Origin of the sequence: Microbacterium maritypicum, from assembly GCF_008868125.1 — a bacterium.
Taxonomy (GTDB): domain Bacteria; phylum Actinomycetota; class Actinomycetes; order Actinomycetales; family Microbacteriaceae; genus Microbacterium; species Microbacterium maritypicum.
The window spans coordinates 376,510-394,029 of sequence record NZ_WAAQ01000002.1; the positions used below are offsets into that span (position 1 = coordinate 376,510).

The 17,520-nt window shown below is 69.2% G+C and carries 18 protein-coding genes; 14 read left to right on the plus strand and 4 right to left on the minus strand.

Annotated features, from left to right (window positions below; all coding sequences use genetic code 11):
- Positions 1-22 precede the first annotated feature (22 nt).
- From ftsH to F6W70_RS12520, 9 genes are read left to right on the plus strand one after another with little or no spacing between them, the layout of a single operon-like run.
- Positions 23-2,023, plus strand: a complete 2,001-nt coding sequence (gene ftsH, locus F6W70_RS12480) for an ATP-dependent zinc metalloprotease FtsH (RefSeq protein WP_055876837.1) — start codon at positions 23-25, stop codon at positions 2,021-2,023.
- Between the two features lies 1 nt (position 2,024).
- Entirely contained in the window at positions 2,025-2,633 is a 609-nt protein-coding gene (gene folE / locus F6W70_RS12485; protein ID WP_151486887.1) for a GTP cyclohydrolase I, read from the plus strand.
- Positions 2,633-3,442, plus strand: coding sequence for a dihydropteroate synthase (folP, locus tag F6W70_RS12490; RefSeq protein WP_151486888.1), 810 nt, complete (start codon positions 2,633-2,635; stop codon positions 3,440-3,442). The genes folE and folP overlap by 1 nt, the downstream gene beginning before the upstream one ends.
- A gap of 33 nt (positions 3,443-3,475) precedes the next feature.
- Complete coding sequence (gene folB, locus F6W70_RS12495; protein WP_055869756.1) at positions 3,476-3,871, plus strand: dihydroneopterin aldolase; 396 nt, start codon at positions 3,476-3,478, stop codon at positions 3,869-3,871.
- Positions 3,868-4,407: a 2-amino-4-hydroxy-6-hydroxymethyldihydropteridine diphosphokinase gene (gene folK, locus F6W70_RS12500; protein WP_151486889.1), complete on the plus strand. Its 540-nt coding sequence runs from the start codon at positions 3,868-3,870 to the stop codon at positions 4,405-4,407. The genes folB and folK overlap by 4 nt, the downstream gene beginning before the upstream one ends.
- The gene (locus tag F6W70_RS12505) at positions 4,404-4,886 is read left to right on the plus strand and encodes a DUF3180 domain-containing protein (protein WP_151486890.1); all 483 of its coding nucleotides are present in this window, start codon (positions 4,404-4,406) and stop codon (positions 4,884-4,886) included. Before folK ends, F6W70_RS12505 begins: the two co-directional genes overlap by 4 nt.
- A complete protein-coding gene (locus tag F6W70_RS12510) occupies positions 4,837-5,418 on the plus strand; it encodes a PH domain-containing protein (protein WP_151486891.1) in 582 nt (193 codons plus the stop codon). The genes F6W70_RS12505 and F6W70_RS12510 overlap by 50 nt, the downstream gene beginning before the upstream one ends.
- Positions 5,415-7,460 carry a PH domain-containing protein gene (locus tag F6W70_RS12515; RefSeq protein WP_151486892.1) on the plus strand — a complete coding sequence of 682 codons (2,046 nt, stop codon included), beginning with the start codon at positions 5,415-5,417 and terminating at the stop codon, positions 7,458-7,460. Before F6W70_RS12510 ends, F6W70_RS12515 begins: the two co-directional genes overlap by 4 nt.
- Positions 7,450-8,142: a DUF2520 domain-containing protein gene (locus tag F6W70_RS12520; RefSeq protein ID WP_151486893.1), complete on the plus strand. Its 693-nt coding sequence runs from the start codon at positions 7,450-7,452 to the stop codon at positions 8,140-8,142. The genes F6W70_RS12515 and F6W70_RS12520 overlap by 11 nt, the downstream gene beginning before the upstream one ends.
- Before the next feature lie 49 nt (positions 8,143-8,191).
- Here F6W70_RS12520 and F6W70_RS12525 read toward each other — a convergent pair whose 3' ends face one another.
- A complete protein-coding gene (locus F6W70_RS12525) occupies positions 8,192-10,069 on the minus strand; it encodes a DUF2207 domain-containing protein (RefSeq protein WP_151486894.1) in 1,878 nt (625 codons plus the stop codon).
- Between the two features lie 80 nt (positions 10,070-10,149).
- Between F6W70_RS12525 and lysS the strand changes: the two genes are divergently transcribed.
- On the plus strand, positions 10,150-11,682 hold the full coding sequence (gene lysS, locus F6W70_RS12530; protein WP_151486895.1) for a lysine--tRNA ligase: 1,533 nt from the start codon (positions 10,150-10,152) through the stop codon (positions 11,680-11,682).
- A 33-nt stretch (positions 11,683-11,715) separates the two neighbouring features.
- On the opposite strand, the gene F6W70_RS12535 is transcribed toward lysS, so the two are convergent.
- A complete protein-coding gene (locus F6W70_RS12535; protein ID WP_151486896.1) occupies positions 11,716-12,834 on the minus strand; it encodes a DUF4192 family protein in 1,119 nt (372 codons plus the stop codon).
- 112 nt (positions 12,835-12,946) lie between these two features.
- Between F6W70_RS12535 and F6W70_RS17830 the strand changes: the two genes are divergently transcribed.
- The 3 genes from F6W70_RS17830 (at position 12,947) to F6W70_RS12545 (ending at position 15,446) form a co-directional block, all read left to right on the plus strand.
- Positions 12,947-13,120 (plus strand): hypothetical protein, encoded by a 174-nt coding sequence (locus F6W70_RS17830; protein WP_017831493.1) that lies wholly within the window; start codon positions 12,947-12,949, stop codon positions 13,118-13,120.
- 86 nt (positions 13,121-13,206) lie between these two features.
- Entirely contained in the window at positions 13,207-14,667 is a 1,461-nt protein-coding gene (gene cls, locus F6W70_RS12540) for a cardiolipin synthase (protein ID WP_151486897.1), read from the plus strand.
- A gap of 47 nt (positions 14,668-14,714) precedes the next feature.
- Positions 14,715-15,446, plus strand: coding sequence for a hypothetical protein (locus tag F6W70_RS12545; RefSeq protein WP_055869776.1), 732 nt, complete (start codon positions 14,715-14,717; stop codon positions 15,444-15,446).
- 21 nt (positions 15,447-15,467) lie between these two features.
- On the opposite strand, the gene F6W70_RS12550 is transcribed toward F6W70_RS12545, so the two are convergent.
- Positions 15,468-16,466 (minus strand): diacylglycerol/lipid kinase family protein, encoded by a 999-nt coding sequence (locus F6W70_RS12550; RefSeq protein WP_017831496.1) that lies wholly within the window; start codon positions 16,464-16,466, stop codon positions 15,468-15,470.
- An 83-nt stretch (positions 16,467-16,549) separates the two neighbouring features.
- Between F6W70_RS12550 and F6W70_RS12555 the strand changes: the two genes are divergently transcribed.
- Positions 16,550-17,080, plus strand: a complete 531-nt coding sequence (locus F6W70_RS12555) for an RNA polymerase sigma factor (protein ID WP_151486898.1) — start codon at positions 16,550-16,552, stop codon at positions 17,078-17,080.
- A 36-nt stretch (positions 17,081-17,116) separates the two neighbouring features.
- Here the strand turns inward: F6W70_RS12555 and F6W70_RS12560 are convergent, their stop codons facing one another.
- Positions 17,117-17,497, minus strand: a complete 381-nt coding sequence (locus F6W70_RS12560; RefSeq protein ID WP_151486899.1) for a YybH family protein — start codon at positions 17,495-17,497, stop codon at positions 17,117-17,119.
- Positions 17,498-17,520 lie beyond the last annotated feature (23 nt).

The following is a 17,520-nucleotide window of genomic DNA, read 5'->3' on the forward strand; positions in this document are numbered from 1 at the left end:
CGCGCGATACGCTGATCCGATCATGGATGTGAAGAAGCTCACCCGGAATCCGCTGATCTACGTCGCGCTGATCGGCGTGCTCCTGTTCGGCGGTTTCCTGCTGATCTCGAATCTGGGCGCGCCCAAGCAGATCACGACGCAGGAGGGGCTCAAGCTCCTCTCCGGCACCACGGTCACCGAGGTCGTGAACACCGATGGCGATCAGCGCGTGGACATGACGCTCTCCAAGCCGTTCCAGGGCTCGGAGAACGTGCAGTTCTACTACGTCGACGCGCGCGCCGACGAGGTGGTCACCGCGATCAACGAGGCAGCTCCGAAGGACGGCTTCAACGACGCCGTCCCGCGCGCGACCTGGTTCGACGGCTTCCTCTCGCTCCTCCTTCCCCTCGTGCTGCTGGGTCTGCTGTTCTGGTGGCTGCTGTCGTCGATGCAGGGCGGTGGCGGCAAGGTCATGCAGTTCGGCAAGTCCAAGGCCAAGCTCGTCAACAAGGAGACCCCCACCGTCACCTTCGCCGACGTGGCCGGTGCCGACGAGGCCATCGAAGAGCTCCATGAGATCAAGGAGTTCCTCCAGGACCCCGCGAAGTTCCAGGCCATCGGAGCCCGCATCCCGAAGGGCGTGCTGCTGTACGGTCCTCCCGGAACCGGCAAGACGCTCCTCGCCCGCGCCGTCGCCGGCGAGGCCGGAGCCCCCTTCTACTCGATCTCCGGTTCCGACTTCGTCGAGATGTTCGTCGGCGTCGGTGCCTCGCGCGTGCGCGACCTCTTCGGCCAGGCCAAGGAGAACGCGCCGGCCATCATCTTCATCGATGAGATCGACGCCGTCGGTCGTCACCGTGGCGCCGGCATGGGCGGCGGCAACGACGAGCGCGAGCAGACCCTCAACCAGATGCTGGTGGAGATGGACGGCTTCGACCCGAACGCGAACGTCATCGTGATCGCGGCGACCAACCGCCCGGACATCCTCGACCCCGCACTGCTGCGCCCCGGTCGCTTCGACCGTCAGATCGGCGTCGACGCGCCCGACCTCAAGGGCCGTCAGAAGATCCTCGAGGTGCACAGCAAGGGCAAGCCCCTGGCGAAGAGTGTCGACCTCGAGGTCGTCGCCCGCAAGACCCCCGGATTCACGGGTGCCGACCTCGCGAACGTGCTCAACGAAGCCGCTCTGCTCACCGCGCGCTCGAACGCGCAACTGGTCGACAACCGTGCCCTCGACGAGGCCATCGACCGTGTGATCGCCGGCCCGCAGCGCCGCACCCGCGTGATGCGGGACAAGGAGAAGCTGATCACGGCGTACCACGAGGGCGGTCACGCGCTTGCCGCCGCTGCGATGAACTACACCGACCCCGTGACCAAGATCACGATCCTGCCCCGCGGCAAGGCCCTCGGCTACACGATGGTGCTGCCGCTGGACGACAAGTACTCCGTCACCCGCAACGAGCTCCAAGACCAGTTGACCTACGCGATGGGTGGCCGCGTCGCGGAGGAGATCGTGTTCCACGATCCGACCACCGGGGCCTCGAACGACATCGAGAAGGCCACCTCGATCGCCCGCAAGATGGTCATCGAGTACGGCATGACCGCCGAACTCGGTCCGGTCAAGCTGGGGACGGAAGGCGGCGAGCCCTTCGCCGGCCGCGACATGGGTCGAGGCCGTGAGTACTCCGAGACGATCGCCGAGCGGGTCGACACCCAGGTCCGCGCGCTCATCGAACAGGCCCACAACGAGGCGTACGAGGTCATCAGCGCGAACCGCGACATCCTCGACAAGCTCGCCCTCGCGCTGCTCGAGGAGGAGACCCTCGACCACAATCAGATCGCGGAGATCTTCACCGAGATCAAGAAGCTCCCCGAGCGCCCGCTGTGGCTTTCGAGCGAAAGACGCCCCGTGTCCGAGCGCCCTCCGATCGAGGTGCCGAAGAAAGATGTCTCGCTCGCGGCATCCGTCGAGGCTCCGGCCAGCGCGCCGCGCACGCAGCAGGGTTCGGCGGGAGCCGGGAACCCGCGGCCCGCGACGGCGTGACGTGACAGTAGACAGGCAGCGTGTCGAACGGCTCACGGGAGAGCTGCTCGAGGCGATCGGCGAGGACCCGGACCGACCGGGGCTGAAGCAGACCCCGTCGCGCATGGCAGAGCTGTATTCCGAGTTCTTCTCAGGCGTCGGCGAAGATCCGGCCGAGCCGCTCGCGCGCACCATCAGCGTCTCGCGCGGTCCCGCCCCCGACACCCTGCCCTCCGGTGCTGTGCTGCTGCGCGACATCCGCTTCCGTTCCGTCTGCGAGCATCACCTACTGCCGTTCGCCGGGCATGCGCACATCGCCTACCTCCCCGGGGAGCAGGTCGTGGGACTCGGAGCGCTCGTGCGCGTCGTCGAGATTCTCGCGGCTCGCCCCCAGGTGCAGGAGCGCCTCGGCGAGCAGATCGCCGACACCATCGCGGAGCACCTCGACACACGGGGCGTGCTTGTCGTGCTCGATGCCTCCCACGGGTGCGTGACGATGCGCGGCGGCCGGCAGACCGAGGCATCGACCCTCACGATCGCGGCGCGCGGCGAGTACACGGACGCCGTCGCCAGGGCGGAGCTGATCACGCTGATCGGCGCGTCCGTCCCCCTCGGGGCGACGGCGCGCTGATGACCGGCATCTGGGGCATCGTCAACGTCACACCCGACTCCTTCAGCGACGGCGGGCGCTATCTCGACGTCGATCGCGCGGTCGCCCATGCACTGCGGCTGCGGGCCGAGGGCGCAGCAGTGCTCGACGTCGGCGGAGAGTCGACCAGACCCGGTGCCGACCGCGTCGGCGACACGATCGAGCAGCAGCGCGTCATCCCCGTGATCGAGCAGCTCGCCGCCGCAGGAGTGCCCGTCAGCGTCGACACGCTCAGCGCCTCGACCGCGGCCGCGGCCGTGCGGGCTGGCGCCAGGATCGTGAACGACGTCTCCGGAGGGCTCGCCGACCCCGACATGCGTGCGGCCGTCGCGGAGTCCGGGGCCGACTTCGCGATCGGGCACTGGCGTGGCTTCTCGGCCGACATGTACGCGAAAGCCGAGTACCAGCGGGTCGCGCGTGAGGTCGCCGGCGAACTGCAGGAGCGCATCGGCGAGGCCGCGGCCTCCGGAATCGCCCCGTCGCGCCTCATCGTCGACCCCGGCATCGGGTTCGCGAAGGCGGGTGGGCAGAACTGGGATGTGCTGCGGGGACTCGACGAGATCGTCGCACTGGGGCCTCGCGTGCTCATCGGCACCTCGCGCAAGCGTTTCCTCGCCGAGGTGCTGCGTCACGAGACCGGCCCCGACGAAGAGGTGTCGGAGTCTCGGCGCGATCTCGCGACCGCCGTCACCAGCGCTCTCGCGGTCAGGGCAGGAGTCTGGGCCGTGCGTGTGCACGACGTGGCATCCACGCGTGATGCGCTCGCGATCGCGCACGCCTGGGAAGGCTGAGGCATATCGGGGGCGGCCCCGTACGCTAGAGGCATGCAGTCCCTCGACGAGATCGTCCTCACCGGTCTGACCGTGTTCGGTCGTCACGGCGTCTTCGACCACGAGCGCCGGGACGGACAGGACTTCACGATCGATCTGCGTCTGCGGCTGTCGCTCGCGAAGGCCGCAGACTCGGACGAGGTGACGGACACGGTGCACTACGGAGAGCTGGCCGAGAAGGTCGCCGCCGTGGTGGCCGGTGAACCGGTGAATCTGATCGAGACGCTCGCCGAGCGCATCGCCGCCGTGGGTCTCGAGGACCGGCGGGTGCAGGAGGTCGTCGTGACCGTGCACAAGCCGCACGCGCCGATCCCGCTGAACTTCGCCGATGTGGCGGTCACCATCACCCGCCGCCGCACGACCGACGCGATGGAGGACACGACCGCATGAGCCGCAACCTCGCGAACCCGCCCGACATGCCGGGGCCTCGCCCCGGACGCCCGGAGACCACCGCGGTCGTCGCGCTCGGCGCGAACCTCGGGGATCGTCATCGCACGATCAGGGCGGCCGCCGAGAGGATCGCCCGGCTGCCGCTGGTGAGTGAGGTGCGCCTCTCCCGGCTGTTCGAGACCGTGGCCCTCCGTCTCGACGGCCCCGACCCCGAAGCGCCCGGATACGTCAACGCCGTGGCGCTGGTCACCACGCGGCTCGCTCCGGAGATCCTTCTCGGGATGCTGCACGCCATCGAGGACGAGAACGGCCGGGAGCGCCGTGAGCGCTGGGGCGACCGCACCCTCGATCTCGACCTCATCGCGTATGACGATGTGCTCTCCGACGAACCGCGTCTGCAGCTGCCGCACCCTCGGGCCGCTGAGCGGCTCTTCGTGCTCGATCCCTGGTTGGACCTCGACCAGGACGCGGTGCTGCCCGGTCGGGGCAGAGTCGCCGACCTCGCAGCCGAGCTGCGCGCCCGGGGCGAGGGATGAGACGCACCTCTGCAGGCGTGCTCGTCGTCCTCGCGCTGCTCTCCGGTGCCGGCGGCTTCCTGCTCGATCACCTGCTGACCGCGTCGGGCCGCATCACCTTCACTCCGTCGCTGCTGCTCCCGGTGCTCCTGCTGTTGATCGCCGCCGCATCCCTCGGCGTCGCCTGGCCGGTGCGCCGGAGCGTGCGCTCGGGCATCCGCATCGATCCGTTCCGTGCGCTCAGGGCGGCGACGCTCGCCCGGGCGTCGAGCCTACTCGGCGCCATCATGGCGGGATTCGGAGGCGGGTTGCTCGTCTTCCTCGTGTCGCGTCCCGTGGTTCCGCAGGTAGGGTCGACTGTGGCCATACTGGCCCTGATCGGAAGTGCGATCGTCCTCGTGATCGCCGCGCTCGTCGCCGAACAGTTCTGCACCCTGCCGAAGGATCCTGATGACTCAGAACCCAGAGACCGCGCCCCTGAACTCGGCGGAGGGCACTGACCTCGACGCCCTCGACCGGGGGACGTACACGCAGCTGCGCACGGCACGCAACGAGGCCCGCCTCGAGCTCGACGGCACGTGGCACCAGATCTCGCCGCGCTACGTCGTCTCGCAGATCCTGCAGAACGTGATCTTCATCGTGCTCGTCGTCGTCGCCGCCGTCGTGCTGAACATCGTGCTGCAACAGCAGTGGGTGTGGATCCCCGCCGGGATCATGCTGCTCATCACCGTGTTCGCGCTCATCATCCTCCCGCGGCAGGCGAAGGCGATCGGCTACATGCTCCGCGCCGACGACATCGTCTTTCGCAAGGGGATCCTCTGGCAGCGCATGATCGCCGTGCCTTACGGCCGCATGCAGTTGGTCGACATCACGCAGGGGCCGCTCGATCGCGCGTTCGGCATCGCCCAGCTCAAGATGGTCACGGCCGCAGCCACGACCGGTGTGCAGATCCCGGGCCTCACCCAAGAGGCGGCCGAGGCGCTGCGCGACACGCTCATCCACGTCGCCGAGACTCGCCGGACAGGCCTGTGAGCGAGCAGCAGCCCCCTCTCGCGCCGAGCGCTCAGGCACCCGTCGGCGGGGAGGCCTCCGAGACGCTCGCGAACGGCGAGTGGCACCGGATGCACCCGCTCACCCCGCTCTTCAAGGGCGGGCTGGCGCTGATCATCATCGCGGGTATCGTCATCGCGAACATGCGGGACCGGCTCATCGCCTGGGCCGTGGCGCTGTTCACGCCCGAAGAGGCGCACTACGGCGACTACGGCGGCGCCGACCCCGTCGACTGGGTGCTCTCGAACAACCTGATCCTCGTCGCGCTGCTCGGCGTGCTGGGGCTCGTGGTCGTGCTGGTGCTGATCTTCTGGTTCGTCTGGCGCTTCCAGCAGTTCCGGATCACCGGAGACCATGTCGAGGTCCGCAAGGGCATCATCTTCCGTTCGCACCGCCGCGCGCCTCTCGACCGCGTGCAGGGCGTGAACCTGACCCGTCCGTTCCCCGCTCGCATCATCGGACTCGCCAAGCTCGAGGTCGTCGGCGCCGGCAACGACGCGAACGTCGAGCTCGAGTACCTTGCGACGCCGCGGGCCGAGGCCGTGCGCGCCGACATCCTGCGCCTGGCTTCCGGGGCACGCGCGGCGCGCGATGCCGCACGGAACCCGGGCGCGGCAGCGGCCGCACCGGCGTCCGCTCGGGCGCAGCTGGTCGGATCGATGAACGCGGGGGTGAACGATCTCATCTCCGGTGTCGATCTCGCCGACGTGGTCCCGGAGAGCGTCGTCAAGATCCCGACCGGCCGGCTCGTGGGATCGCAACTGATCTCGGGCCTGCTCTGGTTCGTGTTCTTCGGAGCGATCTTCGCGGTCGCGATGGGCAGTGCGCTGATCGGCATGCTGGCCGACGGCGTCACCGACGGCGGCATCGTTATCCTCGGGATGGGCCTCGGCATGGGCGTGCCCATGGTCATCGCCGTGGTCGGTATCACCTGGGCGCAGATCTCGAAGTCCCTCCGCTACTCGATCGCGCCGACCCCGGACGGTGTGCGGATCACCTACGGTCTTCTCACGACCGTGACCGAGACCCTTCCGCCCGGACGCATCTTCGCGGTGGAGGTCTCGCAGTCGCTGCTGTGGCGCCCGTTCGGCTGGTGGACGATCAAGATCAACCGGATGAGCGGCAAGAGCGCCGCTCAGCAGTCGTCCGGAAGTGGGCAGCAGTTCAACGTGGTGCTGCCGGTCGGCAAGCGCGCCGACGTCGAGCGAGTGCTCGCTCTGGTGCTGCCCGACGTGCCGACGGAGAGCATCCCGTTCCTCTGGGAACAGGGCATCGTCGGCCCCGCAGACGGCGACACCTATCGCACGATGGCGCGGCGCGCGCGGTGGCGGCGTCCGTTCTCCTGGAAGCGTCATGGCTACCTGGTCGCCGACTTCGGTCTGCTGCTGCGCCGCGGAAACGTGTGGCGCAAGCTCGCGGTGTTCCCGCTGGCACGCCTGCAGGGCGTCTCCCTCAGCCAGGGACCGATCGATCGGGCACAGCGGGTCTCCGGCGCGCAGGTGCACACCGTGCCCGGTCCCATCACCGGATACCTCTCGGGGTTCGAGCGGGCGGACGCGCTGGCGCTGATCGACGAGGTCAGCCTCGCTGCCGCCGAGGCGGCCTCGCGCGACACCACTCACCGGTGGAGCGCGCACACCGATGCGGCAACGGTGGCCGCTCCTGCGGCCCCGCCCGCCTACACCGGCCCGCCGCCGGTCTTCCCCGTCCCCGTGCAGACGGCTCCGCCTGTGCCGCCGGTTCTTCCGCCTGCTCCGCCGGTTCTTCCGCCTGCTCCGCCGGTCGGGGGGCCGTCCGCGGGTGCTCCCATCACGCCTCCTGCGCCCCCGGTAGCTCCTCCTGCGCCCCCGGTCATGCCTCCGGTGACTCCGCCGCCTGCACCTCCCGCGAGTGCTCCTGCGGCGCCCCCGGCCGCGCCGGAGGTAACGCCTCCGCCGGCACCTCCGGTCGCACCCCCGGCTGCGTCGGACACTCCTCCCGCACCCCCGCTGCGGCGGCGGAGGAGGAGCGACGATGACGCGTGACGGTCGCCTCGGCGTCGGCATCATCGGCGCAGGGCGCGTCGGGCCGGTCGTCGGTGCGGCGCTCGGAGGCGCGGGGCATGCCGTGATCGGGATCACCAGTGGATCCGACGACGAACGCGCCTCCGCCGTGCTCCCTGATGTGCCGGTGCTCGAGGCCCTGGAGGTGGTCCGTCGAGCAGAACTCGTGGTCATCGCCGTCCCCTCCGAGCAGCTGCCCTCGTTGGTGGCGGGCATCGCCGAGGTGGGAGGCTGGCAGGTCGGTCAGCTCGTGCTCCACACCGATCCTGCGTACGGCATCGAGGTGCTCCGCCCAGCGGCCGAGCGCGGAGCGATCCCCCTCGCCGTGCATCCTGCGATTACCTTCACCGGGACCTCGATCGACCTTCGACAGCTCCAGGCCGGGTTCGCCGCGGTGACGGCTCCAGCCGCCGTGCTGCCGATCGCTCAGGCACTCGCGGTGGAGATGGGGTGCGAGCCCGTCGTGATCGCCGAGACCGATCGCCCGGCATATGCGGATGCCATCGCGACGGCGACCGAGTTCTCACGCTCGATCATCGGACAGTCGACCACACGGCTGCGGGAGATCGGCGTCGAGAATCCGGGCGGCTATCTCTCGGCACTGGTGCAGTCGACCGTCGAGCGGGCGCTGCGCGAAGCCTCCGACGCGCCGCCGCTGATCTGAGAGCTCCTCCTCTCGACCCGCGTCGCACGTCCGGTCGCGGAGGGCGGGCTCAGCGTCCGCCGGAGAACCCTCCGCCGCCGCCACCTCCGGAGAAGCCGCCGCCGAACGATCCGCCGGCGCTCGACGACGTGCCCGAAGAGGCGGCCGAATACGTCGCGGCCGAGTGGGACGAGGCCACGAACGTGGCGAGCTGCGCCCGAAGCGCGAACGATGCGGGATCGCCGATCCAGGATGCTCCGCGCTGGGCCGTCGTATAGGCCTTCTCGAGCACATCGCCCCATTCGTCCTCCATGCCGAACAGGATGGCGTAGGGGAGGAGCCTCTCGTACACGTGGATGACGTCGGCGGTGCCGTCGGCTCTTCGCTCAGCCCCGCTGTACGACTGCAGCATGCGCAGGCGGTCGGCGTCCGCGACGCGGATGAACTCCTTCACCCCCTGCAGATATTCGTATGTGCGGGCGCCCTCGGCGGTGAGCACGGTGTGCTTCGAGAAGGCGTAGAGGCTGGAGAGGAGCACGAGGAACGTACCGAATGCGATCACGACGAGGGCGGGAATCGCCGACAGTCGTCCGCTGGCCGCGCTCCAGATCCCGAACCCCAAGCCGAAGACCGCGATGCCGATCGCGCACCACTGCAGGATCATCGCACCTCGGCTGCGCACCTTCTCGGTGAGTCCGCGGTTCCGGGCCGCGGTCGTTCCGCTGTGCTGGAGCGCGGTCATGCGAGCGGCGAAGCCTTCGTCGGCGGCGGGGAGATCGACCACATCGTCGGTGCCCGCATCGGCGAACAGCGCTTCGAGGGCGTCGACGTCCAACTGGTCGGGGATGCGCGCTCCGGGCAGACGGCGCAGCCGCGGGTCTTCGTCTTCGCCTCCCTCCTCGATGCGCAGCACGCCGCGCACGGCGAGGTGCACGATCTCGGCCGGGATCACGTCCTTGGCGCCGGGAACCACAGCGGCGGCGAGCAGCGGCGGCAGCGCATCCGGCACGTCGTACTGGGCGACCACGATCCCCGTGGCGACGCGCCGTCTGCGCGTGAACGCCGACACGGCCGCCCAGCTGCCGACGGAGAGCCCGAGAGCGCCCACCGCCGCCACTATCGGAGTGATGTCGGCGACCGGGTCCGGAGTGCGGGCGAGGGGTTGGGCGACGGCATCGGGGTCGAGGCCGATGGCGACGGTCACGCCGTCGCCGGCCGGGCGCGCGCCCGACTCGACGCGGAATGTCGCGACACCGCCGTCGGTGGTCGGGCCTTCCAACTCGCACTCGTCCTTCGAGCCGGAGGGCCCGGTGTAGCACCGCGTGGCTCCGTTGAGCTCCGCGCTCAATGCCGGGTCGAACACGACTTCGGCGCGGAAGCGGTCGATGGGCTGCGTGCTGTCGAGGGGGAGCAGATCCCAGTAGAACTCGTCGGCCGGGGGAGCGGATGACCCCGCCGATGGAGCGGTCGCGAGGATCACATCGCGCATCTCGTACTCGATCACGTAGGTAGTGAGCCCTCGCACGAAGTCATCGTCGTTGCCCGTGAGCACGTAGAGGAGGCCGTCTTCCTCGTCGGTCTCGTACGGCACGTCTGCGCCGTTCTCATCGGTCACCGACAGGACCGAGGTCTCGGTGCTCGCCCCCTCGTACGACGTCACGAGTCCGCGGACGATGCCGTGGTTCTGGTCGAAGTCCGGGAAGTCGGCGACCAGGGTCTCGGTCACCCGCATGCGAGCACGGCCCTCGTCGTCGAGACCGATCTCGTAGACGGCATCCCACGAGCTGTAGGAGAAGTCGTCGACATCTGCCGCAGCGGCCGGATGCGGCGCGGCGGCGACCGACGATGCGGACCCGCCGGGCGCTGCCAGAGCTGCTGCCGGGGCGAGGACCGCCGCCATCGAGAGCGCGAGGGCGGCGAACGCGCGGAGGATGCGGGTGTGGGCCATTCTTCGAGGCTACCCAGCGCGTGCCGAGGAGCGGCACGCCGCCTCGGTAAACTGGGAGGGACTTCCAAGGAGCCCCGCACATGACTGACGCGTCCGCCGCGCCCGAATCGGCCTCGACCGACTCTTCCCTCGAAGAGGACGTCCACGAACAGAAGGCCGTGCGTCTCGCCAAGCGCGAGCGCCTGATCGAGAAGCGGGCGGACGCGGGCGGCGGGGCGTTCCCGGTCGGCGTGCCCGTGACGCACACGATTCCCGCGCTGCGCGCCGAGTACGGCGAGCTCGAGGCGGGCGCCGAGACCGGCGTCATCGTCGGGGTCGCGGGTCGGGTGGTGTTCAGCCGCAACACCGGCAAGCTCTGCTTCGCCACACTGCAGGCGGGTGACGGATCGCGCATCCAGGCGATGATCTCCCTTGCGAACGTCGGCGAGGAATCGCTGGCGAACTGGAAGGAGTACGTCGACCTGGGTGACCACGTGTTCGTGCACGGCGAGGTCATCTCCAGCCGCCGCGGCGAGCTGTCGATCATGGCCGACGACTGGACGATCGCGGCCAAGGCGATCCTGCCGCTGCCCAACGCCTACTCCGAGCTCAGCGAGGAAGGGCGTGTGCGCAGCCGCTACCTCGACCTGATCGTGCGGGAGCAGGCGCGCAACACGGTGCGCGCCCGGGCCGCCGTCAACGCGAGCCTGCGTTCGACCTTCACGAGCCACGACTACCTCGAGGTGGAGACCCCCATGCTGCAGGTGCAGCACGGCGGGGCCTCCGCTCGCCCGTTCATCACCCACTCGAACGCGTTCGACACCGAGCTCTACCTGCGCATCGCGCCGGAGCTCTACCTGAAGCGCGCGGTGGTCGGCGGCATCGAGCGCGTCTACGAGATCAACCGCAACTTCCGCAACGAGGGCGCCGACTCCACGCACAGCCCCGAGTTCGCGATGCTGGAGGCCTACCAGGCATACGGCGACTACAACCAGATGGCCGCGCTCACGCAGGAGCTCGTGCAGAACGCGGCGATCGCGGTCGCCGGGTCCACGACCGTGACCTGGGCCGACGGCACCGAGTACGAGCTGGGTGGCGAGTGGGACCGCATCTCGATGTACGAGTCGCTCTCCGCCGCCTCGGGTCGCACCGTCACCCCTCAGGACGCGGTCGAAGACCTGATCGCGTTCGCTCAGGAGAACGACGTCGATCTGCCGCCGCAAGCCACCCATGGCAAGCTCGTCGAGGAGCTGTGGGAGCACTTCGTGAAGGGCGATCTCGTTCGCCCGACGTTCGTGATGGACTTCCCCGTCGACACGTCGCCCCTGGTCCGTGAACACCGCTCGATCGCGGGCGTCGTGGAGAAGTGGGACCTGTACATCCGCGGTTTCGAACTGGCGACCGGGTACTCCGAGCTCGTGGACCCCGTGATCCAGCGCGAGCGCTTCGTCGAGCAGGCCAAGCTCGCAGCCCGCGGTGATGTCGAGGCGATGCCGGTCGACGAGGAGTTCCTGCGCGCTCTCGAGCACGGTATGCCGCCGTCCGGAGGAATGGGCATGGGAATCGATCGCCTGCTGATGGCCATCACCGGCCTGGGCATTCGCGAGACCATTCTCTTCCCCCTGGTCAAGTAGCCCGATCCGCGCCGCCTTCACCCCGCCCCGCCTTCACTCCGCCGAGCGAGACCGGAACGCCCACTCCGGGAGCATCGCACCGCCGATCATCGTCTCGAGGAGGGCGGCGAGGGGGTAGCGGGGGTCGATCTCGCGCACCATATCGAGGTATCGGCCCGCGTGGCTCGCGCGCCCCAGGGCCCAGGACAGCCACGCGGCGACGGTGAGCGGGGCAGGTCGCGCGGGTCGCGGTGCCCTCGCGGACGCAGCGCGCATCGCAGACAGCGCGCATCGCAGGCGGTCGGTGTCAGGGGTGGGACCGCGTCCGAGGAACACCTGGCCCACCTCGTCGGGGACCATCACCCCGGACGCGGCGAAAGCAGTCTGTGCATCGAGCGTGCGGATGCCGCCCGCGAGGTCGGTCGCCCATTGAGCGATTGCGACGTCGCGCAGCAGAGGTCGTTCCAAGCACCACAGCAGCGTGGCCGTGGCGAGAGGCGGGAGACCGTCGGGCGCCGCCAGCACGGACTCGAAGAAGGCCGGAACGTCTTCGAGCAGGACGAGCGCGGCGACGAGCTGCGGATTCTCCCGCGCCGTCAGCCGACCTCGTCCTTTCCCGTCGAGGAGCGCGGCGAGCTCGACCGATGCTCTTCCCACACGCTCCTTCTCCGCGAGATCGATCGGGGGGAGTTCCGCGCCGACGCTCTGGTCTCCGGAGACATCGCCCGTCGGCAGCAGATCGGACGGACGGCAGATCTGCGTCAGCGATCCGAGCTCCGGCTCGTCGTCGATGTAGCTCGACCACCCGGAAGGGGTCACGCAGAGGGCGTCGACCACGCGGAGCCCCGCATCCTCGGCGCATCCCAAGAGCTCGTCGAGCATCACCGCATGCGGGAGGACGAGGCCGTCTCGTGTGGGGTGCGCCTCCTCGTCGGTGTAGACGACGACGGCGACCGCATCCGTCCCGGATACGCGAGCCACGAGGCCGACCGCGGCGTCGGCGTAGGCCTCGAGGTCGGTGCCGTCGCGGGGGAGGTCGAGACGCATGGCCCCGTCAGTGCGGGTGCCCCGGAAGGGGAGGAGCACGGTGCTCCGACGAGGCGTGAAGCCCGCGAGAGTGGGGACGATGCCGAGGAAGGCGGCGGAATCTGCGGCGCGGAGAACTGTGGTCATCCCCAGAGTGTGGTCGAGCGTGCGCACCGGTGGGTGCCGAAAGGGGGCCTGTGGACACAGATCCTGTGAGCCCGGAACTGTGCACGAACAGTGGCTCGCGTACCATGGAGTGATGGACAACTTCTGGCTCGCCGCGGCATGGTCGCTTCTGCCGACCGTCGGGGTGAGCATCGTGTTCTTCTTCGTGGTCCGCGGCATCCTCCGCTTCGACCGCACCGAGCGCAAGGTGCACGCGCAGATCGAGGCCGAGGAGCGCGCCGCGCGGGGTCTTCCGCCGCGCGCCTGAGTCCGACCCATCGGCTACTGTGAAGCCAGCGCACCCACTCCGGTGCGCAACTGCTGTGATGGTCACTGCGGTGGCAAGGGGGCGCGATGACTGCGGAGACCTGGGGATGGTGGATCGCCGCCTTCCTGCTGGTGCTCGATGTCATCATCCGTGTCACGGCGATCATCGTCATCCCTCGCAACCGCCGCCCGACGGCGGCGATGGCGTGGCTGCTGGCGGTCTTCTTCATCCCGTTCGTCGGTGTCTTCCTGTTCCTCGTGATCGGCAATCCGCGTCTCCCGCGGGCACGCCGGCGCAAGCAGGACCAGATCAACGAGTACATCGCCGAGACCAGTGAGCACCTGCATTTCGGCACGCTCCGACCGAACGCCCCCGCGTGGTTCGGGCCGATCGTGCAGATGAACCAGAAGCTCGGCGCCCTCCCGCTCTCGGGCGACAACGGCGCTCATCTCATCTCCGACTACCAGGAGTCGCTCGACGAGATGGCCGAGGCGATCCGCACGGCGCAGGAGTATGTGCACGTCGAGTTCTACATCCTGCAGTCGGATGCCGCGACCGACAACTTCTTCCGTGCTCTCGAAGAGGTCCGCGCGCGCGGCGTCGAGGTGCGCGTGCTGCTCGACCACTGGGCCAACCGCGGCAAGCCCCGCTACAAGCAGACCATCGCGCGGCTCAATGCGATGGGCGCGGACTGGCACCTGATGCTTCCGGTGCAGCCGCTCAAGGGCAAGATGCAGCGTCCCGATCTGCGCAATCACCGCAAGCTCCTCGTCGTCGACGGCAACATCGCCTTCCTCGGATCGCAGAACGTCACCGACTCGACCTACAACCTGAAGAAGAACGTCAGGCGCGGTCTGCACTGGGTCGACCTGATGGTGCGTCTCGACGGCCCGGTGGTGCTGAGCGTGAACGCGATCTTCGTCGCCGACTGGTACAGCGAGACCGACACGGTGCTCGAGGGCATCGACATCGCCCACGCGAACATCGGCTCCGGCGACCTCGACTGCCAGGTGGTGCCGTCAGGACCGGGGTTCGAAGTCGAGAACAACCTCCGTCTCTTCCTCGCGCTGCTCTATGCGGCGAAGAAGAAGATCATGATCGTCAGCCCCTACTTCGTCCCCGACGAGGCGCTGCTGCTCGCGGTCACGGCAGCCGTCGACCGCGGTGTGCACGTCGAGCTGTTCGTCTCGGAAGAGGGCGACCAGGCGATGGTCTATCACGCCCAGCGCAGCTACTACGAGGTGCTGCTCAAGGCGGGCGTTCGCATCTGGATGTACCGCAAGCCCTACATCCTGCACACCAAGACGCTGACGATCGACGACGAGGTCGCGGTCATCGGCTCCAGCAACATGGACATGCGCTCCTTCGGCTTGAACCTCGAGGTCTCGATGCTGGTGCGCGGCGAGGAGTTCGTCGCCGAGATGCGCGAGGTCGAAGACAAGTACCGCTCCCTCAGCCGCGAGCTGACCCTGGAGGAGTGGATGCAGCAGCCGCTGCGCTCGACCGTGCTCGACAACCTGGCCCGGCTCACCTCCGCTCTTCAGTAGGCGATGCGGGCTATCCGCGCGAACTTCTCCGGGACTACCCTGTGAGCATGACCCTCGCACTTCGTCCTCTCGCCTCCGTCATCGGTCTCGTCGCCGCTGCGCTCCTCGTCGCCGGGTGCACCGCTGGGCCGGGTGCGCAGACGCCGACAAGCTCGCCTGCCCCCAGCGCAGGCGGCGTCGACGACCAGAACGATGTCGAGGGCACACTGCTCGATGACGGACGCATGTTCGCCGTCGTCACCTGGGGCTCGTCGACGTGTGTGCCGCAGGTCGACACGGTCGAGGCCCAGGGTCAAACCGTTACGGTCACGCTCGTGGATCCGGACGGCGATGGCGCCGAGAAGGCCTGCACGGCCGACCTCGCGCCGCGCGCGAGCATCGGTGCGCTTCCCGAGGGAGTGGATCCGACCGCCGACATCACCCTCAACGTCTCCTACGGAGACATCACCGACGATGTGGACCTCGACGCCGACCCGGCCGCGACGGGGACGCCGGGCACCTCGACCGAGTACCTGCCCTCCGCCGGCTGGTTCGACGACGGCGGTCTCGTCCTGCTCACCTGGGGCTCTTCGTCCTGCCCGCCGGTCGTCGATTCGCTCGAGGGATCGGGGAACGCGGGGACGGCGACGTTCGCGACCGACGCCGACCAGGCCTGCACGATGGACATGGCGCCGCGTGCGACCATCCTCTCCTTCGGTGAGGACACGGTCGACGACGATGCTCCCTTCACCCTGACCCTCGTCGGCGGAGCTCTCGACGGCACGGTCGAGGTCCGCTGATCCCGAGGCGCCCTTCGGCTCTCAGAGGGTATGCACCGGGTGACCGGAGGGCAGTGCCAGCAGCAGAGCTCCGGGATCTGCCCAGCAGGTGATGCGCACGGCCTCGCCGAACTCGTCGCCGTCGAGCTCGATAGGGACGGGGTCGGTTGACGCGGCTTCTGCTGCTGATCCGTGGAAGTAGTGCACCGAGGCGTTCTTGCCGCGATGCTCGAGCACGCGGCGTCCCGCGCGGAAGCGATGCAGCACGGAGTTGTCCCACCAGATCTTCCGCCACACCCCGAACCAGCCGAAGATGCCGGTCGGCTGGATGACGGCGACGTCGAGGGCGGCATCCGTGATCGACGCGTCGGGGATCAGGGAGATGCCGGCCGGAAGGGTGCCGCAGTTCGCGAAGAGCAGGCTGTAAGCGCGGTGCGAGTGCAGGCGCCCCTCATCGACCTGGTAGACGGCGCGGAAGGGCTTCGCGCGCGGCAGGGAACGGGCGGCGCCATCGACGTACGCGATCCACCCCACTGATCTCTTCAGATCGGAGCGGGTGTTCGCGATCATGTCGGCATCGAGCCCCATGCCGGCCAGCACCACGAAGGCGTGCCGGGCTTCCTCGCCGTCTTGTCGCGTGAGGCGGGCCCAGCCGATGTCGATCGGATGCCGGAAGTCACCGAGCGCTGCGCGGATCATCTCCGTCGGGTCGCCCAGGGGGAGTCCGAGATTGCGGGCGAGCAGGTTCCCGGTGCCGCTGGGCAGGATCGCCAGCGGCACACCGCTGTTCGCGATCGCTTCCGACACCGCGCGCACCGTGCCGTCGCCGCCCGCGACCAGCACGACATCCACACCGCGCTCGAGAGCCTGCGCCGTGGCATGCTGACCCGCATCCTCCACGGTCGTCGGGTAGAAGGCCGGATGCTCCCATCCCGCCTCGCGCGAGAGGTCGCGGACACGGGCTCGAAGGTGCTTTCCGTCGACCTTGATCGGGTTGTAGACGAGCGCCGCCTGTCGCGGGACGGGGGCGCTGGTGGTCATGGCGCTACTCTAAACCGGGAAGTGCTCGGGTCTCCTCATCCGCGAGGGCGACCCTGCTCGACCGCGACGAGGGGAGCGAACGAATGCGCGATGTCTCCCATGGCGACTCGCAGGCCGTGCTCTCCGCGCTGATCGAGACCGAGCCCGACCGGCTTCGGCGGCGCAGCATCTCGCTGGGGGTGCCTGTCTCCGACGCGGAGGACGCGGCCCAGACCGCGCTCCTGCGGGCTTGGCGCTCGGTCTCGCACCTGGAGACCCCGCAACCGGGGCGCATGTGCGCCTGGCTCGATGTCATCGCCAGGAACGTCGCCATCGATCTCGCGCGGCAACGTGCGCGGCGGCGGGAGGCCGTCCTGGAGGATGACGTGGCGGGCGAGGGGGCGAGCGTGGAGTCCGCCGTGGAGGTCCGGGTGTTCCTCGACGGCGCGCTCGCCGCCCTCCACTCGCTCCCGGAGACGCTCCGGGAGCCCTTGCTGCTCACCGTGGTCGACGGCCTCTCCACGGAGGAGGTGGCGATCCGGCTCGGAATCGAACCCGCGGCCGCGCGGCAGCGCATCTCGCGTGCCCGGAGAGCGTTGCGGGTGTGCCGACGTGCCGGGATGGACGAGGGCTGACGGAGGCCGGGCACAAGGCCGGGCCTCCGAGCCGCCTCAGGCCGTGCCGAAGGGGTTGTCGATCACGTAGCGCCAGCCGTGCTCGTCGTCGTGCACCGCGACATCGGCCGTCGTGCCGGCGAGGTCGATCGCGGATCCGTCGGGACCCGTGCCGGTGATCGTCCAGTCGGCGACCGCGAGTCCGGTGCCCTCGCTCTCGAAGACGTGACGGACCGTCATCGAGATCGGCAGGTTCAGACCGAGGAACTGCTCGAGAGCCCCTCTGATCGCGTCCGTGCCCGTCACGGCCGCTCCCGGTGCGGGCACGAAGACGACGTCCGGGGTGTTCAGCGCCATCAGCCCGTCGAGGTCGCGGGCGTTGAAGCGATCGGCGAAGGCGAGGTTCAGCTGGTCGAGGGAGGTGACGCGGATGCTCATGGGATTCCTTTCCACAGGTCGAC

Excerpts from the sequence above, each read along its gene's own strand:
- F6W70_RS12560 (WP_151486899.1), bottom strand. The coding sequence starts at position 17,497 with ATGAGCATCCGCGTCACCTCCCTCGACCAGCTGAACCTCGCCTTCGCC.
- F6W70_RS12545 (WP_055869776.1), top strand. The coding sequence starts at position 14,715 with ATGACCCTCGCACTTCGTCCTCTCGCCTCCGTCATCGGTCTCGTCGCC.
- F6W70_RS12550 (WP_017831496.1), bottom strand. The coding sequence starts at position 16,466 with ATGACCACCAGCGCCCCCGTCCCGCGACAGGCGGCGCTCGTCTACAAC.
- folK (WP_151486889.1), top strand. The coding sequence starts at position 3,868 with ATGAGCCGCAACCTCGCGAACCCGCCCGACATGCCGGGGCCTCGCCCC.
- F6W70_RS12505 (WP_151486890.1), top strand. The coding sequence starts at position 4,404 with ATGAGACGCACCTCTGCAGGCGTGCTCGTCGTCCTCGCGCTGCTCTCC.
- F6W70_RS17830 (WP_017831493.1), top strand. The coding sequence starts at position 12,947 with ATGGACAACTTCTGGCTCGCCGCGGCATGGTCGCTTCTGCCGACCGTC.
- F6W70_RS12535 (WP_151486896.1), bottom strand. The coding sequence starts at position 12,834 with ATGACCACAGTTCTCCGCGCCGCAGATTCCGCCGCCTTCCTCGGCATC.
- folP (WP_151486888.1), top strand. The coding sequence starts at position 2,633 with ATGACCGGCATCTGGGGCATCGTCAACGTCACACCCGACTCCTTCAGC.
- cls (WP_151486897.1), top strand. The coding sequence starts at position 13,207 with ATGACTGCGGAGACCTGGGGATGGTGGATCGCCGCCTTCCTGCTGGTG.
- ftsH (WP_055876837.1), top strand. The coding sequence starts at position 23 with ATGGATGTGAAGAAGCTCACCCGGAATCCGCTGATCTACGTCGCGCTG.
- F6W70_RS12525 (WP_151486894.1), bottom strand. The coding sequence starts at position 10,069 with ATGGCCCACACCCGCATCCTCCGCGCGTTCGCCGCCCTCGCGCTCTCG.
- F6W70_RS12510 (WP_151486891.1), top strand. The coding sequence starts at position 4,837 with ATGACTCAGAACCCAGAGACCGCGCCCCTGAACTCGGCGGAGGGCACT.
- lysS (WP_151486895.1), top strand. The coding sequence starts at position 10,150 with ATGACTGACGCGTCCGCCGCGCCCGAATCGGCCTCGACCGACTCTTCC.
- F6W70_RS12520 (WP_151486893.1), top strand. The coding sequence starts at position 7,450 with ATGACGCGTGACGGTCGCCTCGGCGTCGGCATCATCGGCGCAGGGCGC.
- folB (WP_055869756.1), top strand. The coding sequence starts at position 3,476 with ATGCAGTCCCTCGACGAGATCGTCCTCACCGGTCTGACCGTGTTCGGT.
- F6W70_RS12555 (WP_151486898.1), top strand. The coding sequence starts at position 16,550 with ATGCGCGATGTCTCCCATGGCGACTCGCAGGCCGTGCTCTCCGCGCTG.